This is a genomic window from Streptococcus sp. SCPM-O-B-15304 (M98) (genome assembly GCF_058200215.1).
The window spans coordinates 1-22,816 of the sequence record NZ_JBYQGQ010000020.1 but is presented as its reverse complement, the minus strand read 5'-3'; the positions used below and the strand labels follow the sequence as shown (position 1 = coordinate 22,816).

At 40.5% G+C, this 22,816-nt stretch carries 12 protein-coding genes; all 12 read right to left on the bottom strand.

The features are described from left to right. On the bottom strand, positions 1 to 2,504 hold a 2,504-nt coding region (locus tag AC3E7H_RS09645), incomplete at its 3' end, for an accessory Sec-dependent serine-rich glycoprotein adhesin (protein ID WP_490676479.1). A 684-nt stretch (positions 2,505 to 3,188) separates the two neighbouring features. Then, a complete protein-coding gene (locus AC3E7H_RS09640; RefSeq protein WP_490676478.1) occupies positions 3,189 to 10,214 on the bottom strand; it encodes an SIALI-17 repeat-containing surface protein in 7,026 nt (2,341 codons plus the stop codon). A 321-nt stretch (positions 10,215 to 10,535) separates the two neighbouring features. Further along, complete coding sequence (locus AC3E7H_RS09635) at positions 10,536 to 11,420, bottom strand: ROK family protein (protein WP_049528956.1); 885 nt, start codon at positions 11,418 to 11,420, stop codon at positions 10,536 to 10,538. Positions 11,421 to 11,435: 15 nt separating this feature from the next. Then, positions 11,436 to 12,353: a dihydrodipicolinate synthase family protein gene (locus AC3E7H_RS09630; RefSeq protein ID WP_490676477.1), complete on the bottom strand. Its 918-nt coding sequence runs from the start codon at positions 12,351 to 12,353 to the stop codon at positions 11,436 to 11,438. A 164-nt stretch (positions 12,354 to 12,517) separates the two neighbouring features. Further along, the gene (locus AC3E7H_RS09625; protein WP_490676475.1) at positions 12,518 to 13,168 is read right to left on the bottom strand and encodes a YesL family protein; all 651 of its coding nucleotides are present in this window, start codon (positions 13,166 to 13,168) and stop codon (positions 12,518 to 12,520) included. Between the two features lie 20 nt (positions 13,169 to 13,188). Next, positions 13,189 to 13,641 carry a NanQ anomerase/TabA/YiaL family protein gene (locus tag AC3E7H_RS09620; protein ID WP_490676480.1) on the bottom strand — a complete coding sequence of 151 codons (453 nt, stop codon included), beginning with the start codon at positions 13,639 to 13,641 and terminating at the stop codon, positions 13,189 to 13,191. A gap of 200 nt (positions 13,642 to 13,841) precedes the next feature. After that, a complete protein-coding gene (locus tag AC3E7H_RS09615; protein WP_001183246.1) occupies positions 13,842 to 14,684 on the bottom strand; it encodes a carbohydrate ABC transporter permease in 843 nt (280 codons plus the stop codon). Between the two features lie 15 nt (positions 14,685 to 14,699). Then, a complete protein-coding gene (locus AC3E7H_RS09610; RefSeq protein ID WP_033587514.1) occupies positions 14,700 to 15,566 on the bottom strand; it encodes a carbohydrate ABC transporter permease in 867 nt (288 codons plus the stop codon). A gap of 233 nt (positions 15,567 to 15,799) precedes the next feature. Then, complete coding sequence (locus AC3E7H_RS09605) at positions 15,800 to 17,125, bottom strand: ABC transporter substrate-binding protein (protein WP_000669443.1); 1,326 nt, start codon at positions 17,123 to 17,125, stop codon at positions 15,800 to 15,802. Positions 17,126 to 17,242: 117 nt separating this feature from the next. After that, the gene (locus tag AC3E7H_RS09600) at positions 17,243 to 17,941 is read right to left on the bottom strand and encodes an N-acetylmannosamine-6-phosphate 2-epimerase (RefSeq protein WP_001135656.1); all 699 of its coding nucleotides are present in this window, start codon (positions 17,939 to 17,941) and stop codon (positions 17,243 to 17,245) included. 294 nt (positions 17,942 to 18,235) lie between these two features. Continuing rightward, positions 18,236 to 21,559: an SIALI-17 repeat-containing surface protein gene (locus AC3E7H_RS09595; RefSeq protein ID WP_490676474.1), complete on the bottom strand. Its 3,324-nt coding sequence runs from the start codon at positions 21,557 to 21,559 to the stop codon at positions 18,236 to 18,238. A gap of 624 nt (positions 21,560 to 22,183) precedes the next feature. Continuing rightward, positions 22,184 to 22,816, bottom strand: a 633-nt coding sequence (locus AC3E7H_RS09590; protein WP_490676473.1) for an SIALI-17 repeat-containing surface protein, incomplete at its 5' end; no start/stop codon positions are given.

The window sequence follows — 22,816 nt, the reverse complement described above, 5'->3', positions numbered from 1 at the left end:
ATCTTATAGGTCTTACCATCTTCACTCTTGATTGTGTTTGGTTTTTCACCTTCCTCAGTAGTGTCGTATGGTGTATCATATGGTGAGTTTGGTGTGTCTTGACGAGGTTTTTGAATCTCTTTACCCTTCTCATCCACATAAGTGATAACCACTTCACCTTTTGGCTTTTCTTTAAGTTTGTAGATGTAGGTTACATTCTTATCCTCTTTGGCAACTGCACCTGTTGTTGGGTCTGATGATGTAAGATGTCCTTGGTCATCAACTTCACCTACTGTGTAGTTACCAGCTGGGACTAATTCGTAAGTCTTACCTTCGAATGTAATCTCGTTCGGACGATTGTCTACAACTGTATCGTAGGCCTTATTAACTGGTTGATCTTTTTCATCGGTTACATCTGGCTTAATAGTTTTACCTTCTGTATCTTGATAATGCACATAAACATTACCTTTAACTTCTGATTTACGGTAATAGTGAGTTACATCGGTAGAAATTTGTTTAACTGAAGGAAGTGAGTAGTTGTTAAAGAATGATGGATAGCCTGAAGCTTTATCTCCTGGTGTATTCCCACCAATGATATTGGAAACGTTGTTTCGAACAGGATCGACATCTGCTGAGAATTGTGGTGAGGCTGTAAAGGCATCCCCTGTAGCTTTATTGTACCAACCACTCAAGCGCACATTCCCATTTCCACTATCCGTATAAGTTGCTACTTTAAGATGATATTTTCCATCCTTACTGTCAACATATCCGACCTCGCTTGGTTCAGTTGCTGTTCCAGCAGGGGTTGGCTTGCCTCCTGGCTTAACAGGATCTGAGGTATACAATAGTGTATAGTTATCTAAATTAAGATTATTTACATCAGTTGCCGGGCTATATGATGACACCTTCGAAGGATCTAAAGCATACAATTTAACAACAGATGTACCATCTTTATCTACTTGTTCTACAATACGTTTCACATAGTAGTGAGCGCGCCCACCTTGGAGTTCTAGATACTTAGCTCCAACACCACCTAAGAAACCGCTCATATCTTTTTCTGCATCAGTCCGTGTGAATTCGTAACCTTCAAATGTACGCGGATTAGAGGCGTGATAAGCTTGGCTTTCAATACCCGTTTGAGCGTATGAAGCCAATTCCTCGTTCGTACCCTCTACCTTATAGTGGGTGGTATGGGTTACTTTTTCAATTGGGATGACCGTTTGAACATTCGGTTTTGTTTCTCCAACATTTCCTGGTTTAACTGTATCACGAACTTGAAGAATATGGTGTTTATATCTGTCATCTAAAGTAGGACCAGCATCGCGGTTGTTAGTCCATGTTCCCAGAATTTGTGAAGCTTCTCCAGAAGTATATTCAAATTGAGGTGCATAAGTAGGATTTTCTTGCACTAAAGTCTTAAATTGGTAAATTGACTTGGCAGTCATATCCAAAGTTTCTACTTCTTTGCCCGTAGCTTTTTCTACCAAACGGGCATGAACAGTTGGCGTCTTTGTCGTTCCTACAGCAGAACGGTCTACTGAGAAGGTGACATAGTAGCCACCATTGTTATAGGTAACACCACCTTGATTTGCAGAACCTGCCCAGTTTTGAAGATCCCAGATTGAATAAGTATAGCGATCTGTATTTGGATCCAATTGATAATTTGCATTGTTCCATGCTGGATCCTCAATTGAAGCTCCATTTGGTTCATCCATTTTTGGAGAAACAGATGTTGCTGTCAGTGTATTTGAAGTTGAGATAGCATCCAGTTGTGCTGATACTGCAGGTGCACCATTGACAGTTGTATTTCCATTGAAACCTGCGGCTTTCAAGGTTGCCATCATATCATCTACTGACTTGCTCAAACGTGCACGTTGATCAGCGTATGATTGAGCAGTAGCTTCCGTCAAATTAGTTCCGGCTGATAATTCTGATTGAACTTTAGCAACTGCGTCACTGATTGCTGCTTTTTGCTCTGAATTTTGATGGTTTGACGCATATTTATCTGCAATTTTTGTCAACAAAGCTGCTTCAGAAGCATTTTGTTCTAAGACAGCTTTATCATCCACCGCTGGAACATCTTCAGCTACCTCAGTTGAAGTTGCTGCTGTTACCTTTGCTTCTGTGGCAGATTCGTTGCCAACTACTGGTGACTCTTTAGAATCTTGCTCACTTAATGATTCTGATCCTGTTGCAACTTCTGCTGAACTTACTAAAGCCGATGTAGGAACTGCGTCCTTTCCTTGCTCATCAGCATACCCTGTATTTACAAGTGTTGTTGCACCGAGGACAGCTGTTGCTACTACGATTCCTTTTATGAAACCTCGACTAGTCAATCCCTTAACTGAAGCAGCATCTTCACGTACCTCGGCTACGATAGTTTCTTCGACTTGACCTCGAATCACTTTTAGAAGCCCAAAGTTTGAAGTAGATGCACGCAACCAATTCTTACCTGACTTGATCAATTTGAATCGAGTCACTCGATCGGTTTCACGAAATTCTCCGTTTGAACGTTTAAAAAACATGTCAGTCTCCTTTTTTAATTATATTCACTTTCATTATACATTATTACTGTATAAAAGCAAGAAATATGATATTTAATGACAAAAATACTATAAAAAATATATGATGATACAAGAATCATATATATATCACTTTGATTAAAAATATGATAATTTCTATAAAAAATATAAATGAAGCTATTTAAATTTAACCTTAATAACACTTAAAATCATTATCTAAGAATGAAACAGGGTACGAACAAAAAACCTAAGAATAAAATAGGATATTATAGGCGAAATACCATCCAAGATTTCAAGATTCTTATATAAAACATATGAACACATATCTGTCGTTCTGCAAATAGTTTTTTTGCTCTCTAGTATCATCAAATTGAATATAGGTCTTCTAGAAGATTTACACACCTCCAGAACCTAGCTTCATTACTACGAAGCGAATTCATAGTATTCCCAACCTCTACAGATCTTAACTTTCATCACCCCACTACAGTTGACAAAGACCCCAAAAAGCGAACAAGACCAGCTTCTGTTTATCAGAAAACTCGTTTTGCTCGCTTTTTATAATTGAGATTAGTTATTGGTTTCAATCTCTAAAGTTTGGACAGTTATTACAGCAGTTTCTTTAATATTCTGCAATAAGTTCCATAAAATCTATACTTCCTCAACAGTCTTTCTTGAGTTTGACAGATTCTATTCGTCTTCTTTTTTCTTTCCCATTGCAGCTAGACCAAGAAGTGCTCCTACAGCTCCTAAGCTTGCAAGGGTAGCAGTTTCTTTAGCGCCTGTCTCAGGGAGAATATTTTGACGATTTGTAGGTGCTTGATAAGTCTTATCTGGTGATATATCCTGAGCCACATGCGACTGTTCATCCTTGTGTGTAGCGACTTCATGAATAGCTGCTTCTGAACCATTTACACCACCATTAAATCCTGGAACTTGATGGATAGGTGCTTCCCCACCAGAAACTCCTCCTTCAAAGTTTGGAACTCTGTGGACAGCTGCTTCAGAGCCATTCACACTACCAGTAAACTCTGGTACTTCATGGATAGCTGCCTCAGAACCATTCACACCACCAGTAAACTCTGGTACTTCATGGATAGCTGCTTCTGAACCATTCACACCACCAGTAAACTCTGGTACTTCATGGATAGCTGCCTCTGTTTTGCCTGATTCTTCTTTCTTAGTTCCGACTAGCACAATCTCATCTTGCGCCACTTCAACAACTTCACGCAATTTTTCAGTCCGGCTTCCATCTGGTGCTACTTCTGTTAAGATACGTTCCTTGCCTGCGCGACCTACCTGAGTTACGCGAGTTTCACCTTCTGGCAGAGTTGGATCTTCTCGTTTAACAGTCTTGAAGTTGAGAGCTTCTTCTACTACCTCAAGGTTTGGTTGAGTAAAGCTCAATTTTTTAACGCCATCACCTGGCACAGATGTTCCTTCAAAAGTACCAACTTCGATGACACGATCTTGAGCTTCTTCACGTTCAACCTTAACTGTCTTACGTGTATCTCCATCTACTTCTACATATGTCGTTACTTGACCTGCTTTACCTTCTGAAACAACTTGTTCCTTGCCTTTGGCTAAGAAGGTATTCTCACGATGAACAGTATTAAAGGCGATTTGTTCTGTCGTTACTTCAAGACTTGGTTGCGTTTGAACTAATACCTTATCTCCTTCAGTTGGAAGATTTGAATGTTTTACTTCCTCTTTTGGAGTCGCTTGAAGTTGGTTGATAGAAGTTAGAGCTGCTTGCAAGGCCTTATCGACTGCATCCTGAGTTTTAGCTGCTTCGATAGCAGTAAGAGCCTGTTCTGACAACTCAACTAGTTTCTTCTTAGCTTCTTTATCGCTACCTAGCTCCTTAGTCTTGTTTTGAATAGCCTCTGCCAAACTTGCCATGGCCTTATCATAGTCAATCTTAGGCTCTTCTGGTTGGGCTGGTGGCTCTGGTTTTACTTCCTCTTTCGGAGTCGCTTGAAGTTGGTTGATAGAAGTTAGAGCTGCTTGCAAGGCTTTGTCTACCGCATCCTGAGTCTTGGCTGCTTCGATCGCTGCGATGGCTTGCTCTGATAACTCGACTAGTTTCTTCTTAGCTTCTTTATCGCTACCTAATTCCTTAGTCTTGTTTTGAATAGCCTCTGCCAAGCTTGCCATTGCCTTATCATAGTCAATCTTAGGCTCTTCTGGTTGGACTGGTTGCTCTGGTTTTTCTTCCTCTTTCGGAGTTGCTTGAAGCTGGTTGATAGAAGTTAGAGCTGCTTGCAAGGCCTTATCAACTGCATCCTGACTTTTAGCTGCTTCGATAGCAGTAAGAGCCTGTTCTGACAACTCAACTAGTTTCTTCTTAGCTTCTTTATCGCTGCCTAGTTCCTTGCTCTTGTTTTGAATGGCTTCTGCCAAACTTGCCATAGCCTTATCATAGTCAATCTTAGGCTCTTCCGGCTGTGCTGGTTGCTCTGGTTTTGGTTCCTCTTTCGGAGTCGCTTGAAGTTGGTTGATAGAAGTTAGAGCTGCTTGCAAGGCTTTGTCTACCGCATCCTGAGTCTTGGCTGCTTCGATCGCTGCGATTGCTTGCTCTGATAACTCGACTAGTTTCTTCTTAGCTTCTTTATCGCTACCTAGTTCCTTGCTCTTGTTTTGAATAGCTTCTGCCAAGCTTGCCATAGCCTTATCATAGTCAATCTTAGGCTCTTCTGGTTGGGCTGGTTCCTCTGGTTTTGGTTCCTCTTTTGGAGTCGCTTGAAGTTGGTTGATAGAAGTTAGAGCTGCTTGCAAGGCTTTGTCTACCGCATCCTGAGTCTTAGCTGCCTCAATAGCAGTAAGAGCTTGCTCTGATAACTCAACTAGTTTCTTCTTAGCTTCCTTATCATCACCTAGTTCTTTGGTCTTGTTTTGAATAGCCTCTGCTAGACTTGCCATAGCCTTATCATAGTTAGGCTCTTCTGGTTGAGCTGGTGTTTCTTCGACACCGTAGTTTTCTTCCTTATCAAGGATCGTTTGCAAGACTGTAGCTGTTTTGAGAACTTCTTGTGGTTTAGCATCACTTGCTGAAAGTTGCTCTGATAATTTGTCCAAGTTTGACTTAAAGGCTTGACGTGCCTCTGGAGTGTTCTTCAAGCTTGTTTGGTCAAATTTATCCAATTCATCCTTCCAGTTCTTCATAGCTTGAAGCAACTCTTCTTTGGTATAAAGAGCACTATCTTCTCCATGCGTGATAAACTGGTCAACTTGGATACCAATATTTTTCGTAGTATCATTACGTTTTGGATCCAATTGCAAGGTTACAGCATGCCAACCTTCTTCAAGTCCTGTTAGACGAACGAGAGTCTGATCACCTTGACGTGTGGCAGCTGTACCACTGAAGTACTTCTTACCGTTGTATTCAGACGCATTACCTAGGCCATCTTGATACTCGACTCTTCTACCGTCTAACGTCACCTTGTAGATACCATGACCTGGGTCTACAAAACCTTTAATTTCGAGACCTGTACCGTAGAAGTAGGCTGTTACGCTAGCATTTTTCTTCTGCTCTTCCGTTAAACGACCAAATGACGCCCAAGACTCAGTGTTTTGGTATTTACCTGATGAATTGGTTTCATGGTGCCAACCTGGGCTATAGTCAAGTTGACTGGCCTGATCATCATGACTGACTTGATCTTTTTGAAGCAATTCAGCTTTCATCACTCGAATCGTTGCTTCTGAAGCAAAGCCAAGCAAAGCTTCGTCTGAAGCGCTTGTCATTTTCACTTTGAAGTCAAAGATAGAGTCAGCTTGCTCCGTAAAGTCAATTGTTGGAATTGTCAAAGTCTTTTCTGTTTCACCTTCTTGGAAGGTCAAATCAGCTGTTGTATCCTTATAAACCTTACCGTGAACCCCTGTTCCTGGTTCAGTCACGACATGGACTGTTGCAGCTCCTTTGCTACCACCAACACGTTTAATGGTTACAGTAACTGGTTGGCCTTTTTGAACTTCATAGGTAGTTTCTTTCAACTCAAACATACCTTTACCAGCATTATTGAGCGTGTAGATACCTTCAGTTGCAATAGCTTTGCCAGTTTTGTTAACGAGTTTGATGGTATGTTCACCTGGAGCCAAGTCATCTGTTTCATAAACCATCTGGCTACGTTTACGAGCTGCATTATTCGTTTGTACGTCTGCAACCTTTTGACCATCCACATAAACTGACATTTCACCGTGATTTGGATCCACTGTAGATACGACATAAGCCTTAGTTCCATTGAAACGGTAGGTTACGCTAGCATCTTTTTGATTGGTCCACATGGATGTTCCACGAACGCCTTCAGATTCGTCATACCAGGTTGTATTTGCTTTGTCAGCTGTTGTGTTTGAATGGTAATCCAAGCCTAGAGGATAGCCATCTGTTTTTTCGATACTACTTGGTGTCTTATAAACAGAGAAGTTTGTCAAAATAGGAGTTGCTTGTGAATTCGTGATAGTCACACGAATCTTTTGGGCTTCTACAGGTTGACCTTGGACAAGACGACGATAACCAACAGTCGAACCTTCTCCATATGGAACCCAGCGACCATTGAGCTCAACTTCAACCTTAAATCCAGAGATACGTTGACCTTTAGCGATATCTTCTTTGAGTTCGACTACGTCAAAGCGTCTCTTTTGACCGAGATCGACAGTAAATTCACCTGTCTTCGCATCATTTGACAATGCCCAACTAGTATCATCCTTACCATCGGTTAGGTTACTTGCTTGATACAAGTGATTCTTACGGGTAGAGCTTGCCGTTACAGTTGCTCCCTTTGCGAAGTCAGTCGCATACATTTGGTCCAAGGTTGCTCGGAATTCTTGCAAGCGAGCCACGTCTGCATCTGCGAATTTACCTTCTTTGTTTGGTGGAATATTGAGAAGAAGCGGTGTTCCACGACCAACAGACTTGAAGTAGATATCCATCAAATCTTTGATTGATTTTGGTTGTTGATTATCATGGTAGAACCAACCTGAACGGATAGAAACGTCTGCTTCACCGACAGAGTACATATCTCCTTCTGGGTCTCCATGGTTGAGATATTCATTCTTCACATCGTCAGTGATTTTAGCTTTCTTAACCTTATGCCAAACTGGATCTCCAGCGATACCACGTTCATTACCGATCCAACGGACACTTGTCGGTTGTGCAGAGAAGATAGCGATATCTCCTTCAGCTTCCTTGATGTACTTGAACCATTCGTCAAAGGTGTAGGTTACTTTTTGAGCTCCACTACCACGCGCACCGTCCATCCAGACTTCGATAAATTTACCATTGTTTCCGTATTTAGGATTTCCAAGGATTTCCTTGAGTTGGTTGAGATAGTATTCGTTATACTCTTTTTCAGTTGAAACATGATATTTAGGGTTATTAGCATCCCATGGTGATAGGTAAACACCCATATTCATGTCATACTTAGTCGCTGATTTAGAGATTTCTTCGAGAAGGTCACCCTTACCATCTTTCCATGGACTTGCAGCCACCGTATGGTCTGTATATTTAGATGGATAAATCACAAAACCGTCGTGGTGTTTGACAACCATGATTGTTCGTTTGAACCCGGCATCCTTCAAAGTCTTAATCCACTGGTCTGTATCAAGGTTAGTTGGGTTAAAGTTTTGAGGATTTTCTCTACCATTTCCCCACTCAGAGTTGGTATAAGTATTCATACCATAGTGGATAAAGGCAGCCAATTCTTCCTTGTGGTAGTCCAACTGAGCCTTGCTTGGAAGTGGTCCATAATTTCCAATTTCTGTTTCTTCGTCTTTTGGATCCACTACTGGAGTTGCAGGAGTTACTGGTTTTGGATCTTCAATTTTTTCGTATTCAAAAATAACTTGGTTCACTCCTTTATGTTGGATTGTTGCTTCTTGGCTTGCATTTACTGCACGGTAGCCTGTAATTTCTTTAGCTTGGAATCTGTGAACAAAGGAAACATCGTATTCTTTACCATCGTTATTATCCACAGTTGCAGTTGCTAATTCTTGGTCTGTACCTTTCAAACGATAATGAACGTCAAAGGAACCTTTATTGACCTTATAAACCACCTTGATGACACGAGTTCCTGCAGGAGCCTTGCTCACAACGCTATAATCATCTTCCCAAGCATCTTTTAGCTGTTTATTGACAGCTTTGCCATCAATCGATACAATCTCATATTTTTCTTTATTCTTCTTGAAGAAGTCAGTCTTTTCAATTTCTGTTTTATAGTTATAGTCGAACTGAGTTCCAACTTCCGTCTTTTCAACAAAAGTATCGTTTTCTTTGACTGGATTATCATTTTGGTCTAGGTGTTCGACAACAACTCGTCCATAATCAACACCTTCAAGAAGAGTCGCTACACCACTTTCATCGAAAGAATATTTGTTTTCACCGATAACAGCTGTCTTATTTCGAAGCATTTCTCCCTCTGGAGTAAAGTAATACCGATTGCCGTTATCGCCTTGATACCAGCCTTTAACACCGTATTTATCAATGATTTCTTTGACCCATGCCAATTGTTCTGGTGAGAGGACAAGCCCTCCTCCAAAGCGATCTTTTTCAGCAATGTTCGCATTATCAACAGTACCACGTTGGTGGATCCCAATGACCTTACCATCACCGTTAATAATTCCACCACCAGAAAGACCAGAAACAGAAGTCAAACGATAGGTAACACCTACAGCTCCATTTTCATCGTACTTTTCAGTATCTCTAACGACACCGTCTGCCTTATACAATTGACCAGGAACAATTGGTTCCTTCAATTCTGGAGAAGTTGAATCTGTAGGATAACCAATTGTGCTCACTGGTTCTCCAGCTTTGTATTCCCGATGCTCTGCTAGAGGAGTAAAGGTAGCCGCCTTATTTGGACTTGCAATTGAAAGTGGAACTGGAGCTACAACCAAGGCTAAGTCATTCTTATAGCCTTCACCAAATTTTTCTTTATTCCAGAAATGAATATCCTTTTCCTTGAACAAAATAGTGTTCCCTGAAGTTGGTAAAGAATTATTCTTAGCAGTATTTGAACCTACATTGTAGTAGAACTTAGCCGTATCACCACCACGGATAGAACCAGCATTAGTATCCGCATCCTTGACCAAGAAGTTGTGGGCCACTGTCAAGATGACATTAGGAGCAACAAAGATACCCGAACCTGAGTTAAGGTATCGCTGACTACCTCCATTGGCCAAAGGTGAGCTAAAGATTGAATAAACCATAGTAGCAGATGTTGCTGGTTGACCTTCATAATTGATGCGCTTAAGGTCTTGTCCACCATTGATAATGGCTCTGTTTTCTTTTCCAGCTTCAGATGGAGTTTCTTCCTTCGCTTTTAAGATACTTTCAGTCTCTACTTGTGGACTATCTTTTTCTGATACAATAGCTGCAGTATCCACTTTTTTCACTGGAGTATCAGGATAGGCACGGTCAGGGATTTCTTCAGGGAGTAAATCGCCAGCCACTTCAGCAGTTTTCCCTTCCTCTGCCACTTTCTCGACAGCAGGTTCTGTTTTTTCAGTTACTTCTTCTTTAACTGCTTCTTCTTTTTCATGATCTACATCTGCCACTTCTTTTGCTTGACTATCTACTTCAAGTTTTGGTTCTGTCACAAGTTCACTAGCCGCAACATTACCAGATGCAAAAAAAGCAAGACCGACTGCTACAGAAGCAACACCAACAGTCAGTTTACGAATACTAAATATTCGACCTTTTTCTAAAAAATATTGTTTCATCAAATACTCCTAATCTTCTAGAGCAGTCAGCTACTACCCGAGCCCAGTGTTATCTGGCGACATTTTTTGTTTGATTCCCTAGCTTAAAACTCTGCTCCTAAGCTATTTATTTTTTGGTAAGTTCTTTTGTAGAAATCGCTTACATTTTTAAAAAATAAAATAATGCTTCCATTAGCAAGAATTTTTCTAGAGTTTTCGCATTATTATAAATATACTATGTTATATTAAAAAATGCAAGGGTTTTCAAAGCTTTAACTAGATTTTTACTAAATGATTATTTTACTATTTATGACTAAAAAATCCTAAATTGGCAAGGCCAACTTAGGATTGTTTTGTTTTGAAGTGATAGTAGGCTCCAAGCATACCTGCAGTATTTTGATGACGCGCAAATTCTAATCTTGTTTTTTCCGCTAAGCTCGGAACAAGCGCATCTTTCAGAGCTGTACGAATTTTCGGTTTCAAAATCGCTTCTTGCCCCATAATACCACCACCTAGTATAACAACCTCTGGATTGGCAACATAACAGATGTTAGCAAGACCTTTCCCAAGATAGTCTACCATACGGTCAATGCCCTCCATACAGAGTTTATTGCCTTCTGTAGCTTCTTTGAAAATTCTGCGACCATTCCAATGAGCCACTTCCTCATCATGAGCCTTGGCTACATACTCAACCAAGGCAGTTGTAGAAGCTAAATCTTGGAAAGCCCCATCCTGCATATGCATATAGCCAACTTCACAGGCAGAATTACTAAATCCATGGAAAATCTGGCCATCAATGATTAAACAACCACCGATACCTGTTCCGATGGTCAAACAAAGCGTTATTCCTGCACCTTTTCCAGATCCAGAAACCGCTTCTGCTAGCCCTGCGCAGTTGACATCATTCTCAATTTCACAAGGAATGTTAAAGCTTTCTTCAATTTCCTTTTTAAATTGAGTTCCTGCATAGTTTGGAATTTGTGGACCAGCATAGAAAATCTCACCCTTATCAGGATCAACCATTCCCGCAGAGGAAATGGCTACACCTGACACTGGTCCTTTTTCTAGATAGCTAGCGACGATATCTTTTGTCTTTTGTAAGATGTGTGGACCACCCTTATGCGCCTCAGTCGCTACTTCGTGAGACTCTACAAGTTGTCCATCCTGATCAATTAAACCATATTTGATATTAGTTCCACCAACATCAATTGCAACGTAATTAGTCATAAAGCCTCCTATTGATTAGAGGAAACGCTCCTTAGTTTCACGAATCAATGCCGCAGCTGCTTCTACAACTGGACGATCTTCTTCGGTCACTGGTGTAAGTGGAGAACGAACTGATCCGATATTAAGTCCTTCATTGATTTTCAAGACTTCTTTGATAACGCCATACATGTTTCCATGCGCAGCAGTCAATTTACCAATGATAGCGTTGATAGCATATTGCAATTCACGCGCTGTTTCTAGGTCTTTGTCTGCAATCAATTGGTTGAGTTTCAAGAAGAGTTCTGGCATAGCACCATAAGTACCACCGATACCAGCTTTTGCACCCATGAGACGTCCACCTAGGAATTGTTCATCTGGACCGTTAAAGACGATATGATCATCACCACCAAGACTAACAAAAGTTTGGATATCTTGAACTGGCATTGAAGAGTTTTTAACACCGATAACACGTGGGTTCTTCAACATTTCTGTGTAAAGACTTGGAGTCAAAGCAACACCTGCCAATTGAGGAATGTTATAGATAACATAGTCTGTGTTTGGTGCTGCTGCACTGATGTCGTTCCAGTATTTGGCTACTGAGTATTCAGGCAAACGGAAGTAAATTGGTGGGATTGTTGCGATAGCATCAACACCCAAGCTTTCTGCATGACGAGCAAGTTCGATACTGTCTTTAGTATTGTTGCAAGCCACGTGAGCAATGATTGTCAATTTACCTTTAGCAACTGCCATGACTTCTTCCAAGATCAATTTACGGTCTTCTACACTTTGGTAGATACATTCACCTGAAGAACCGTTGACATAAAGTCCTTGAACACCTTTATCAATAAAGTATTGCACCAAAGCACGAGTACGTTCTGAGCTTACTTCGCCCGCATCATCATAACATGCGTAGAAGGCAGGAATAACACCTTCATATTTTTTTAAATCTGACATAGATTTCTCCTAAGATTTCTTATTTTCTGCTCTGGGCAGATGATTTTTTACTATTTTAGTATACACCTTGTGAAAAGCGCTTTCAATACATCTCAGCCACTTAGATTTTAATTTCTATTCATCTCTCGTAGCTTTTCATGCTTGAAAGTAGTTTCATATCATTTTCAATCTGCTTGATATTTAGCAAACAATTTTTCCATTAATCCAGCTTGGCAAAAGGCAAGAAGACCAAAGCCAAAGAGTAGAAATGCTGATCCACCGAGTACTAGAGTAAAGCCTGATAGATAGAGAATCATCATGATTAATAAAATAATCGCAAGCATCAAGAAGAACCACACGAAGTTAAAGCTAACTAAGAGCAAGCCCTTTTGAAGAACTTCTTTCCAAGTTAAGTCATAGCGTGCTGCAATTGGATAGCTAGCCAACATAACTAGAGTTAAAAATATCAGAATTCCCAAGCAAATGGCTTTAATGAGCTGGAAGCCTAGACCTGTTTGCCCCCAGAATAGAGACAAGTCAACTACGCTAATCAGAAAAATTCCTAGTTCCAACAAACCTAACTGGAGACCTAATTTCAAATTTTGCTTAAAGGCTCTAATATACGTTTTAAAAACAGGAACACGACGACTACTCTTAACTTCGAAGATTGTCTGATAGAGACTGATTTTTGCTACTCCGATTGTCACAATAGGCAAACAAGACACAACAAAGAGTAGGTTAACCGTCACGATATCTAAAACCTTCTCACAAAATCGCATAAGAAAGTTATCCGTATCGAATGCTGCTTTTATCAATCCAGATCCTTTATGTGCCATTGTTTGCTCCTCCTAACTGACTAATCGATTAAAATTTTAAATAAATATTTGCGAACTGTATCTTCCATACCTGCATAACCGTTAGGCTGGTGAGGTTCACCTGGGAAAAAGACTGCAAAATTGTGATAACCCAACAAGAGTGGGTATTGTTCATGACAATGGACAAAGCCAATATCGCTGGCTTCATCAAAGGCTACAGCCTCATCTTTAACGCGAGAACCATAGCTAGAGTACTCATGTCCTTCAACTAACAAATGCAAATCTGCATATTTTTTATGACGCTCAAAACGATCATTTTCTTCTTGGTTAAGAACATTTTCTTGCACAACTAGAAAGACCTTATCTCCATCAATCTCGTATTTACCTAATTCAAAAGTATCTTTACGATGCTCATAGAGATAATCAATAGCCTTGTCCAGATTTGGGTGAATTCCCTTGTAAAAGCTAATGTTTTTTAAATCATCAAAAATCATAGTAATTTCCTTTACCTGATTGTTACCTTCAGACATAAGATGTCTAGCCAGTAAGTTTATAAGTGTCTAACAAAACTTCATGAAGTAAGCAACTCCTCTCCATTTTGTAGACACTTATATATCCTGTATTCTCTTAGTCTATCAACTATGCTGCTGCATACTGATAAACAATTTGTACTATATTCAATTTTCGCAGAGTACTATCCTTTGACAGCTCCCATAGTAATCCCTTGAGTGAAGGATTTTTGGAAGACAAGGAAGACTGTTACGATTGGCACAGCTGCAAGGGCAGCACCTGCCATGATCAAACCGTAGTTAGTTGCCATCTCGGCCTGCATAGTCGCAACCCCGAGTGAGATGGTCAAGTTTTGACGTGAAGTCAACATTACCAATTGCATGAAGTAGTCATTCCAAGTATTGATGAAGGTAAAGATTGCAAGAGCTGCAAATCCTGGTTTCACAATAGGGAAGGCTACGCTCCAGAAAGTACGAATCTCGCCGCATCCATCGATTTTAGCAGATTCGAGCAATTCTGTCGGAATGTTCTCACTGAACTGTTTCATAAGGAAGACCCCAAATGGCCATCCGATCAAAGGTAAGATAACTGCCCAAAGAGTGTCATGGATTCCCATGAAGTTGACGATACGTACCAATGGTACAAGGACAACTTGTTTTGGAAGAGCCATGGCAGCGATAAAGATTGCAAAGAGAATGCGTTGTCCATAGAAACGTTTCTTAGCCAATACATAACCTGCTAGTGAAGAGGTTGCACAAACCAAGAACATGGTTACCAAGGAAATGAAGACTGAGTTCCACATCCATTGCAAGGCTGGATTTTGCACCATCAATTGTTGGAAGTTCTCCATGGTTGGAGCTTTAGGGAACCATTGTGGTGGAATCATAATGGTATCTGGTTGTGATTTGAATGCACCTGTCAAGATCCAGTAGAATGGGAAGATAAACAGTACAGTCAACAAGAGCAAAATGATTGTTGAAATAACAGTAAAGGCTGTTAATGGTTTCTTTTGTTGTGTAGGTTGCATAGCTGTCTCCTTTCCTTAGTATTCTACATCGTTTCCGAGGATCTTGAATTGAGCGAAGCTGACAAGGGCAATCATAACTGCCAAGAATACACCAATAGTATTGGCATAGCCATATTCAGTCAATTGGAAGGCTTTTTCGTAGAGGTAGTACATAAGTGTACTTGTTGAGTAGTTTGGACCACCAGATGTCAACAACTGAATCAAGGCGAAACATTGGAATGAGTTGATGGTTGTGATGATTGCGATATAAAGAGTTGTTGGAAGTAGGCTTGGCCATTTAATCTTCCAGAATACTTGGAACTCAGTCGCACCGTCAACACGAGCTGCTTCTACAAGTGAGTTATCAATATTACCCATTGCAGCGATGTAAAGAATGATTGGTTGACCAACTGATGTTGTCAAAAGGATAATCATAATCGCCATCAAAGCCCAGTTTTTATCTCCCAACCAAGAAATGTTTTGGCTGATGATATGACTTGACTTAAGTACGAAGTTCAAAATACCTGATAGTGGATCGTAAATCCATTTCCAAACGACTGTTACGGCAACACTACCTGTGACTACAGGAAGGAAGAAGACGAAACGGTAGAAAGATCTAGCAACGGCATTTTGTTGGTAAGTTTGTGATGCTACAAAGAGCGAGAAGAGTACAACGACTGGTACAGACCCGATAACCAAGATTACGGTATTAATCAAAGATTTTGTAAAGACAGGGTCTTTAAACATACGAATGTAGTTGTCCAAGCCCACAAACTCAAAGCTAGTCATCGAATAGTTGAAGAAACTTGTGATGAAGCCCATGATCATTGGAGCTAAAACGAAGACGGTAAAGAAGATTAATACTGGTGCTAGGAATGCGTAGGAAATAATAGTTTCCCGCATGCGAATTTTATTGATTTTCACAGTCGGCACCTCACTTTCACATAGTTTTGTTTTTTTGACTGTTATCTGACCCTGATCTAAAATCAAAATGAAATTTTTCTAAGATTCGTCAATGTAAAAACTTCATTTTAATTTTGACCTGTCAGTTGCTTCTATTTCAAACAAAAGTCCCCCTTTTCATACACAGATATGCTCAGGGAAAAGGGGGGAACTCAGTTTTTATTTAGGGCTTATTATTTAGCTGCTTTTTTGATTGTTTCATTCGCTTTTTCAGTGAATGCTTTCAATGCTGCAGCAGGTTGTTCGTCACCATTTGATACAGCTTGCAACATTGGGAACCAAAGTGTTCTCATTTCAGCAAATCCGTCGATTGTGTTGTAATATGGTGAGTAGTATTGAGTCCAGCTACCGATTGTTTCCATACGTTTGTCATCATAAAGTTTTCCAAATGAAGTACGAACTGGGAATGCACCTGTACGAACTACGTCTTTAGGACCCCATTCTTTGTCATCTGCGATGAATTGGATGAATTTCTTAGCTGCTGCGACTTTCTTTTCGTCTTTGTTGTTAAATACTGCAAATCCGTTTACAAGGTATTCAAGAGCTGGTTTACCTGAATCAGATGGGAATGGTACTTCTACCACTTCAACTTTACTTGCTTCCAAGAGTTTAGCTTGGATACCATTTTGAGCTGGTGCCCAAAGGATTGTGTAAGAAGTTTGACCGTTTGCAAAGTTTTGGATGTCTGCTCCACCGTCAAATTGTGAACCATTGTTCAACAAACCATCTTTGATCCAGCTTGATGCTTTTTCAAGACCTTTAACGAATTTAGGATCGTCAGTTGTATATTTAGTTACTTCTTTATCAGTTACAGAACCGCCATAAAGGTTAGCGATGAAGGCACGTGTTCCTTGGTCTCCCCCTTGACCTGAACTGAACAATGAACCTGGTGTATATCCTTTATCTTTAAGCGCTTTCAAAACTTTTTCAAAGTCATCAGTTGTCCAACCTTCTTTTACAAGGTTTGCAACTCCTGCATCTTCCAACATTTTCTTGTTCATAGCCATGTAGAATGGTGCAGAACTGATTGGATACATGTAAGCTTTATCACCAGCTTTACTTGCTTGGATGATGTTTTCGTTGTTGACATCTTTAACAAATTCATCTGTAAAGAGGTCGTTCAACTCAGCCAATTTACCATTTTTACCGTATTGGATGATACGTCCTGGTGCGTCAAAGAGAACGTCTGGCGCAGTTCCTGCTTCGATTGCTGTTGTGATTTTTTCTGGACCAGATTTGAAGTCGATTGTTTCTAGTTTAACTTTAACATCTGGATTTGCTTTTTCAAAAGCTTCGATGATAGATTTTTCATAAGTTCCTACACCATCGCCAGTTTTTTCTTGAGTAAAGACTGGGAATGCCCACCAAGTGATTTCAGTTTTTCCACTGTCACTACCAGAGCTAGCAGCATCTTTGTTAGCATCTGATTTGCCACAAGCAGCAAGAGATAGAACCGCAGCACCCGCAAGTACTGTACAAGCTAGTTTTTTAAATTTCATTTGTATTCTCCTAAATGATGATAAGCGTATCCGAATCGGATAATGAGTAATGTCAACTTTGTATACGTTTTCATTTTTTCCTACTAATCAACCACTCTCCTCGTTTTTTATATTGTGTTATTTAAGACCCGCAACAAATCGTTCCGTAATCTCTTTTGGTCTAGTAATAGCGCCACCAACTACGATACCTCGCACTCCGTAACCTAGGATTTGCTTAGCTTGTTCTGGTGTGTGAATTTTTCCTTCAGCGATGACGTCCACCCCTGCATCACAGAGTTTCTTGATGAGTTCAAAGTCTGGGCCATCCACTTTTGGACTGTAAGAAGTGTAACCTGACAAGGTTGTTCCGACAAAGTCAATTCCCGCTTCAACTGCTGTTAGACCTTCCTCAAAGGTACTTGTGTCAGCCATCAAGAGTTGATTTGGATATTTTTCTTTGATCTGACGGATAAATTCTTGGATCTCCAAGCCATCATGACGTTCACGTTTGGTACAGTCAAGAGCAATGACTTCGATGTCAAGAGCTGCTAGTTCATCTACCTCTCTCATAGTCGCTGTGATGAATGGTTCCTGTGGTGGATAATCACGTTTAATAATTCCGATAATCGGAAGTTTAGTGACCTCTTTAATTTCCTTGATATCTCGAACACTGTTTGCTCGGATACCGACTGCACCACCTTGTTCAGCTGCTTTCACCAACAAGGGGATAACTCCTCCCGCTTCTGTGTAGAGCGGTTCATGAGGAAGTGCCTGACAAGAAACGATGATTCCATCTTTGATTTGTTCAATCAAGGCTTCTTTACTAATTTGTGGCATCTACTTTCCTCCTTTTCTTTTCCTTTGTGTTTATGTGACTATTATAGCTTATTATTAAAGCGCTTTCAATAACTTGTGCTAGAATAGATTGGAGTTTCAAAACAATTTTATGCAACAGTTTCTTCTGAAAGTAGTTTCAGGGACATAAAATCTATCCCAACACCTCTTAAATCTTGAAACCAGCCCTTTTTTCTCGCAAACATGAAAGAAAAAAGGCCGTAACAAATTTTCGTTACGACCCTTTCTAACTAAGATCTAGTTTCACTAAGGAAACCTTCACTTTCAACTATTTGACTAATCTTCTTTTCTCTTCCCCAAAGCAAACATACCAAGGAGCATCCCCACAAGTCCTACTGATGCAAGGGCAGAGGCATCTTCGTTTCCTGTCTTAGGAAGAACATCTTGACGAACTGCAGGTGCTTGATAGGTCTTATCTTGTGACATAGCCTGTGATACAATAGACTGCTGACCTTTGCGATCTGGATCTTTATGTCCTGCTCCTTCTGAACCTTTGGTACCAGCTGTAAGTCCTGGTTTTTCTGTCGGTGCGATGTCATTCTTCACACTGCCCGTGAATGCTGGCACTTCATGCACCGCTGGTTCAAGACCATTAACGCCACCCACAAATCCTGGTTTTTCAGGAGTTACAGGACTATCAGCGCTTACTCCGCCTGTGAATTCTGGTACTTCATGTACAGCTGCTTCACTACCATTGACTCCACCTGTAAATTCTGGAAGTTCAGCTATCGGTGCTGCTTCTTCGCCTACTGTACCAATAGGTTCAGTATACTCTGGGAGCTCCGTTACAGCAGCTTCTTCACCATTCACCCCACCTTCGAATTCTGGTACTTCATGTACAGCTGCTTCTACACCGTTAACACCACCTGTGAATTCTGGTACTTCGTGAACAGCTGCTTCACTACCGTTGGCAGCTCCAGGAATACCTGCTCCTTCAAGACTCACTGGAAGATTGTGCATACTCTCGATTGCTCCAGAAGCAAGTCCAGTTATTTCTTGACCAAGATCTGACTTGTCTATTGTAAATAGAAGAGTCTTAGTATCATACTGGGTCATGAAGTTTACTTTTTTACCATTTGCCAACTGAAGTGTTGGAATTTTGTTAACCAAAACTTCTGAATCAAACTCTACTGCAAGAATTCCTGGCCATTTTTCAATAACATTTTTAACTTTGGCTTCTTTAGGAGAAATTCTTTCCTTCGTTAAGAAATCCCAGTTGAATTTCTTGAAGGATAGAGTATAAGGATTGCCACCAGCTTCATGATGTTCATACAAGAGACCAAATTCTTTTGGTCCAATCTGTTGAAGTGAGTTATAGGCATATTCCCCTTCTTGAATCAAATGATGATGCAGCCAAGTCAACTCGCCATCTTCTTCTACGCGAGCCACTCGAATGTAACCATTCTTACGACCTGGGCCATTGGCATTTGCTAGAAGGATATATTCCTTACCATCTTGAACCGTATGAGTCGCTGCCATTTGAACATAGACATCTGGTACATCATAGCGTGCTACATAGTTGTCCCATGTAATACCACCATCATTACTTGTCGCAACTTGCAAATCACCAGTCAAACCACGCATAAAGAGTTTCAACTGACCATTGTTCAACTGAACAACAGAAGATTCCGTATTTTGAGCGTAATAATTGTTCATGTTGCTTGAATCAACTACTGTACCATCATAAAGTGTACGGTTATCATTGACACCGCCACCCATATGCCAAGTCTTACCATGGTCATCTGAGTAGATGATACGAGATGATTGAGAACCATTGAGGTGGTTTGTTCTATTCGTCGTATAGACAGGAACGACGATTCGACCTTTATGAGGTCCATTCTGGAGGGTAATGCCCACTCCAGGTCCCACACCTAAGAATTTCATCCAATCAGCTTTGACCATTGGGGTAATATCTTGTGGCGCAGACCAAGTCTTACCGTCATCATCACTGTAAGACATCCACAGGTAGCTGTCTTTAGCAATTCTAAATGGAGAGGTTTTATTGCTTGTAAAGTAGATATTTCCTAGCAGTTGCTCACCCTGATAAAGATCACCTTTATCGCTATAAGCCGGCTTGACAGGATTTACAACAACACGGTAATCCGTTGCCTGACCATCTGGTGTGTAGACAACACCATTTTCACGAATGGTATAGGCTCCATTTTCTCCTTCACGATAAAGAATTTGGTAGGTTTTCCCATCAATTTCTTTATAAGCTTCCTCTTTTTCAGCTGACATCCCAAAGATACCTTTTCCTTCTGGGAACATATCATAGACTGAAAAGATTCGTTTGGTTTCAGTATCTTGGGCTAAAACCATATCGATATTTACTGGTGAACCAACAGATGGATCAGTAGCTTTTGGATTGTCACGTAGATTCGTAAGTGTGATACGATCACCCCATGTTTGACCATGATCTTCACTTCGTTTGACGACCATACCGATATCGCCCCAGTCATAGTGGTGCAAACGACGTTCATCAGCTCCAGCAATCAAAGTTCCCTTGTCAGTCTTAAGAAGGGCTGGAATACGATAACTATTAATACCATCTGGATTTGACTGCCCATTTTTACCAGCTTCAAAAACATCCTTTTTATCTGTTATCTCAGCTCCTTCTGGAAGCTTTTTCTCTAATTCGGATCTTTCAAAGAGGTAGCTACGATTTTGAACTTCTTCTGGACTCAAGGCACGATCGTAAACAGTTAGATTACGAACTTGTAAACCTGCCCCCCAAACCATACTTCCTGCACGATTTGTGGAACCAATTTGCATATGATTCACATCAGGCATATCTTTGATAAAGCGTCCTGATTTCTTACTTGTTCGTGACAAAACTCCGTTTACATAGAGACGAACTTGCCCATCTGGAGAATCTGCACTTGGTCTTTCAACTGTAAAGGTTACTGAGTTCCACTGACCTGGTTTGACAGTTAATGGTGCGTCTGTGTATCTATCATAAAATTGATCGCCGTTTTGATCGCGGCCCTCAATCAAGGCAACATTGTTGTAAACAGCCATGGTGAAATATTCATTTCGAACCGTATCACTTGAGACTGAGAAAAGGTTGTAAAATGCTGGTGCAGAAGCATCTGGTTTGAACTCCATATGAATGGTCGCATTTTGAAGCTGTTTCAGTTTTTCCAATTGCTCTGTCAGATCAATTCTATTGCTATTTGCAGCATTAGTCTCTACATCTTCCTTTTCAAGAACAGTATTGACATTTTCCAACTCTCTAGCATAGTAATCACGTGGAAGCGCAGCTGGATCTTTTTCGGTTTCTCTAGTTGCTTCTGCCGTTTCTGCTGTTGCAGTTGTTTCTGCCGTTGCAGTTGTCTCTGTTCCAGTATGTGCTTCTGTAGATGCATGTGTGACTGTATCTACCCCATTAGACTCTGTCGCACTCTTTTCAGTATCTACTGCTTTTTCTGCCTGTTCCTTCTCTACTCCTAGTTCTGTCGTCTCCTTATTGGTAGTTGTTGCTTCTTGTGCTAATACCGGCGATGCACCAAAAACAACTGCTCCAATCACTACTGAAGCGGCTCCTACTGTAAATTTGCGAATTCCGTATCGTTGTTTTCTCTCCAACTGATTATGCTTCATCTTTCTTCCTTTCATTTTTAAAAATAAAGCGCTTTCTTTTTTGCTTAAAATTTTTAGCCATCTGACTAACTAACAAAAATTACTTTTTCACGAATGGTTACACTCGCTCTTTCAAATTTTCTCTCACTTAACGACCCATCGTTAACTAGAGTCTCCTACTCCTTTCAAATTTCATCTTATTCTCATTATATAATAAATTTCCCTATTTTAAGATAGATGAATATAGAACAGATTTCACTTTCAATTTTTGAAACATAAACTCAGACATTTGAAACTACTTTCGGGTACTTTGGATTTTTTCAAACAGAAAATTGCTTCATTCGGTTGAATCGTTTTTTTAATGAACTTTATCTCAAACTTATACTCAATGAAAATCAAAGAGCAAACTAGGAAGCTAGCCGCAGGCTGCTCAAAACACAGTTTTGAGGTTGTGGATAGAACTGACGAAGTCAGTAACACATATACGGTAAGGCGAAGCTGACGTGGTTTGAATTTGATTTTCGAAGAGTATTAACTATTTGACTCCTGATTTATCTAGATCAAAAAGGCCGTAACTAGTTCTAGTCACGACTCTTTCTAATATAAGATCAAATTTCTCTATGAATTTCGTTGATTTTAACTATTTCATTGATCTTCTTTTTTCTTGCCCATGGCAAACATACCTAGGAGCATGCCTACAAGTCCTAGAGATGCAAGAGGAGCAACAGCTTCACTTCCTGTTTCAGGAAGAAGTTGCTGACGAGCAGCAGGGGCTTGATAAGTTTTATCTTGTGCCATAGCCTGAACCACAATTGACTGTTCTCCCTTATACTCTGAGACCTCATGGACAGCAGCTTCAGCACTGTTTACACCACCTACATACGCTGGAACTTCTGTACTCGCAGCTTCTAGCCCATTGACACCGCCTGTGTATTCTGGAACCTCTAACTTAGCGGCCTCTACTCCATTGACACCACCTGTGTACTCTGGAACTTCTAACTTAGCAGATTCTACCGCATTGACACCACCTGTATACTCTGGAACTTCTAACTTAGCAGATTCCACTGCATTGACACCACCTGTATATTCTGGCACCTCTAACTTAGCAGATTCTACCGCATTCACACCACCTGTATATTCTGGCACCTCTAACTTAGCGGATTCCACTGCATTGACACCACCTGTGTATTCTGGAGAATCTAACTTAGCGGATTCCACTGCATTGACACCACCTGTGTATTCTGGCACCTCTAACTTAGCAGATTCTACCGCATTAAT

Bases quoted from the DNA above. Each gene is read 5' to 3' on its own strand.
- AC3E7H_RS09640 (WP_490676478.1), bottom strand. From the start codon at position 10,214: ATGAAACAATATTTTTTAGAAAAAGGTCGAATATTTAGTATTCGTAAA.
- AC3E7H_RS09635 (WP_049528956.1), bottom strand. From the start codon at position 11,420: ATGACTAATTACGTTGCAATTGATGTTGGTGGAACTAATATCAAATAT.
- AC3E7H_RS09630 (WP_490676477.1), bottom strand. From the start codon at position 12,353: ATGTCAGATTTAAAAAAATATGAAGGTGTTATTCCTGCCTTCTACGCA.
- AC3E7H_RS09625 (WP_490676475.1), bottom strand. From the start codon at position 13,168: ATGGCACATAAAGGATCTGGATTGATAAAAGCAGCATTCGATACGGAT.
- AC3E7H_RS09620 (WP_490676480.1), bottom strand. From the start codon at position 13,641: ATGATTTTTGATGATTTAAAAAACATTAGCTTTTACAAGGGAATTCAC.
- AC3E7H_RS09615 (WP_001183246.1), bottom strand. From the start codon at position 14,684: ATGCAACCTACACAACAAAAGAAACCATTAACAGCCTTTACTGTTATT.
- AC3E7H_RS09610 (WP_033587514.1), bottom strand. From the start codon at position 15,566: ATGCGGGAAACTATTATTTCCTACGCATTCCTAGCACCAGTATTAATC.
- AC3E7H_RS09605 (WP_000669443.1), bottom strand. From the start codon at position 17,125: ATGAAATTTAAAAAACTAGCTTGTACAGTACTTGCGGGTGCTGCGGTT.
- AC3E7H_RS09600 (WP_001135656.1), bottom strand. From the start codon at position 17,941: ATGCCACAAATTAGTAAAGAAGCCTTGATTGAACAAATCAAAGATGGA.
- AC3E7H_RS09595 (WP_490676474.1), bottom strand. From the start codon at position 21,559: ATGAAGCATAATCAGTTGGAGAGAAAACAACGATACGGAATTCGCAAA.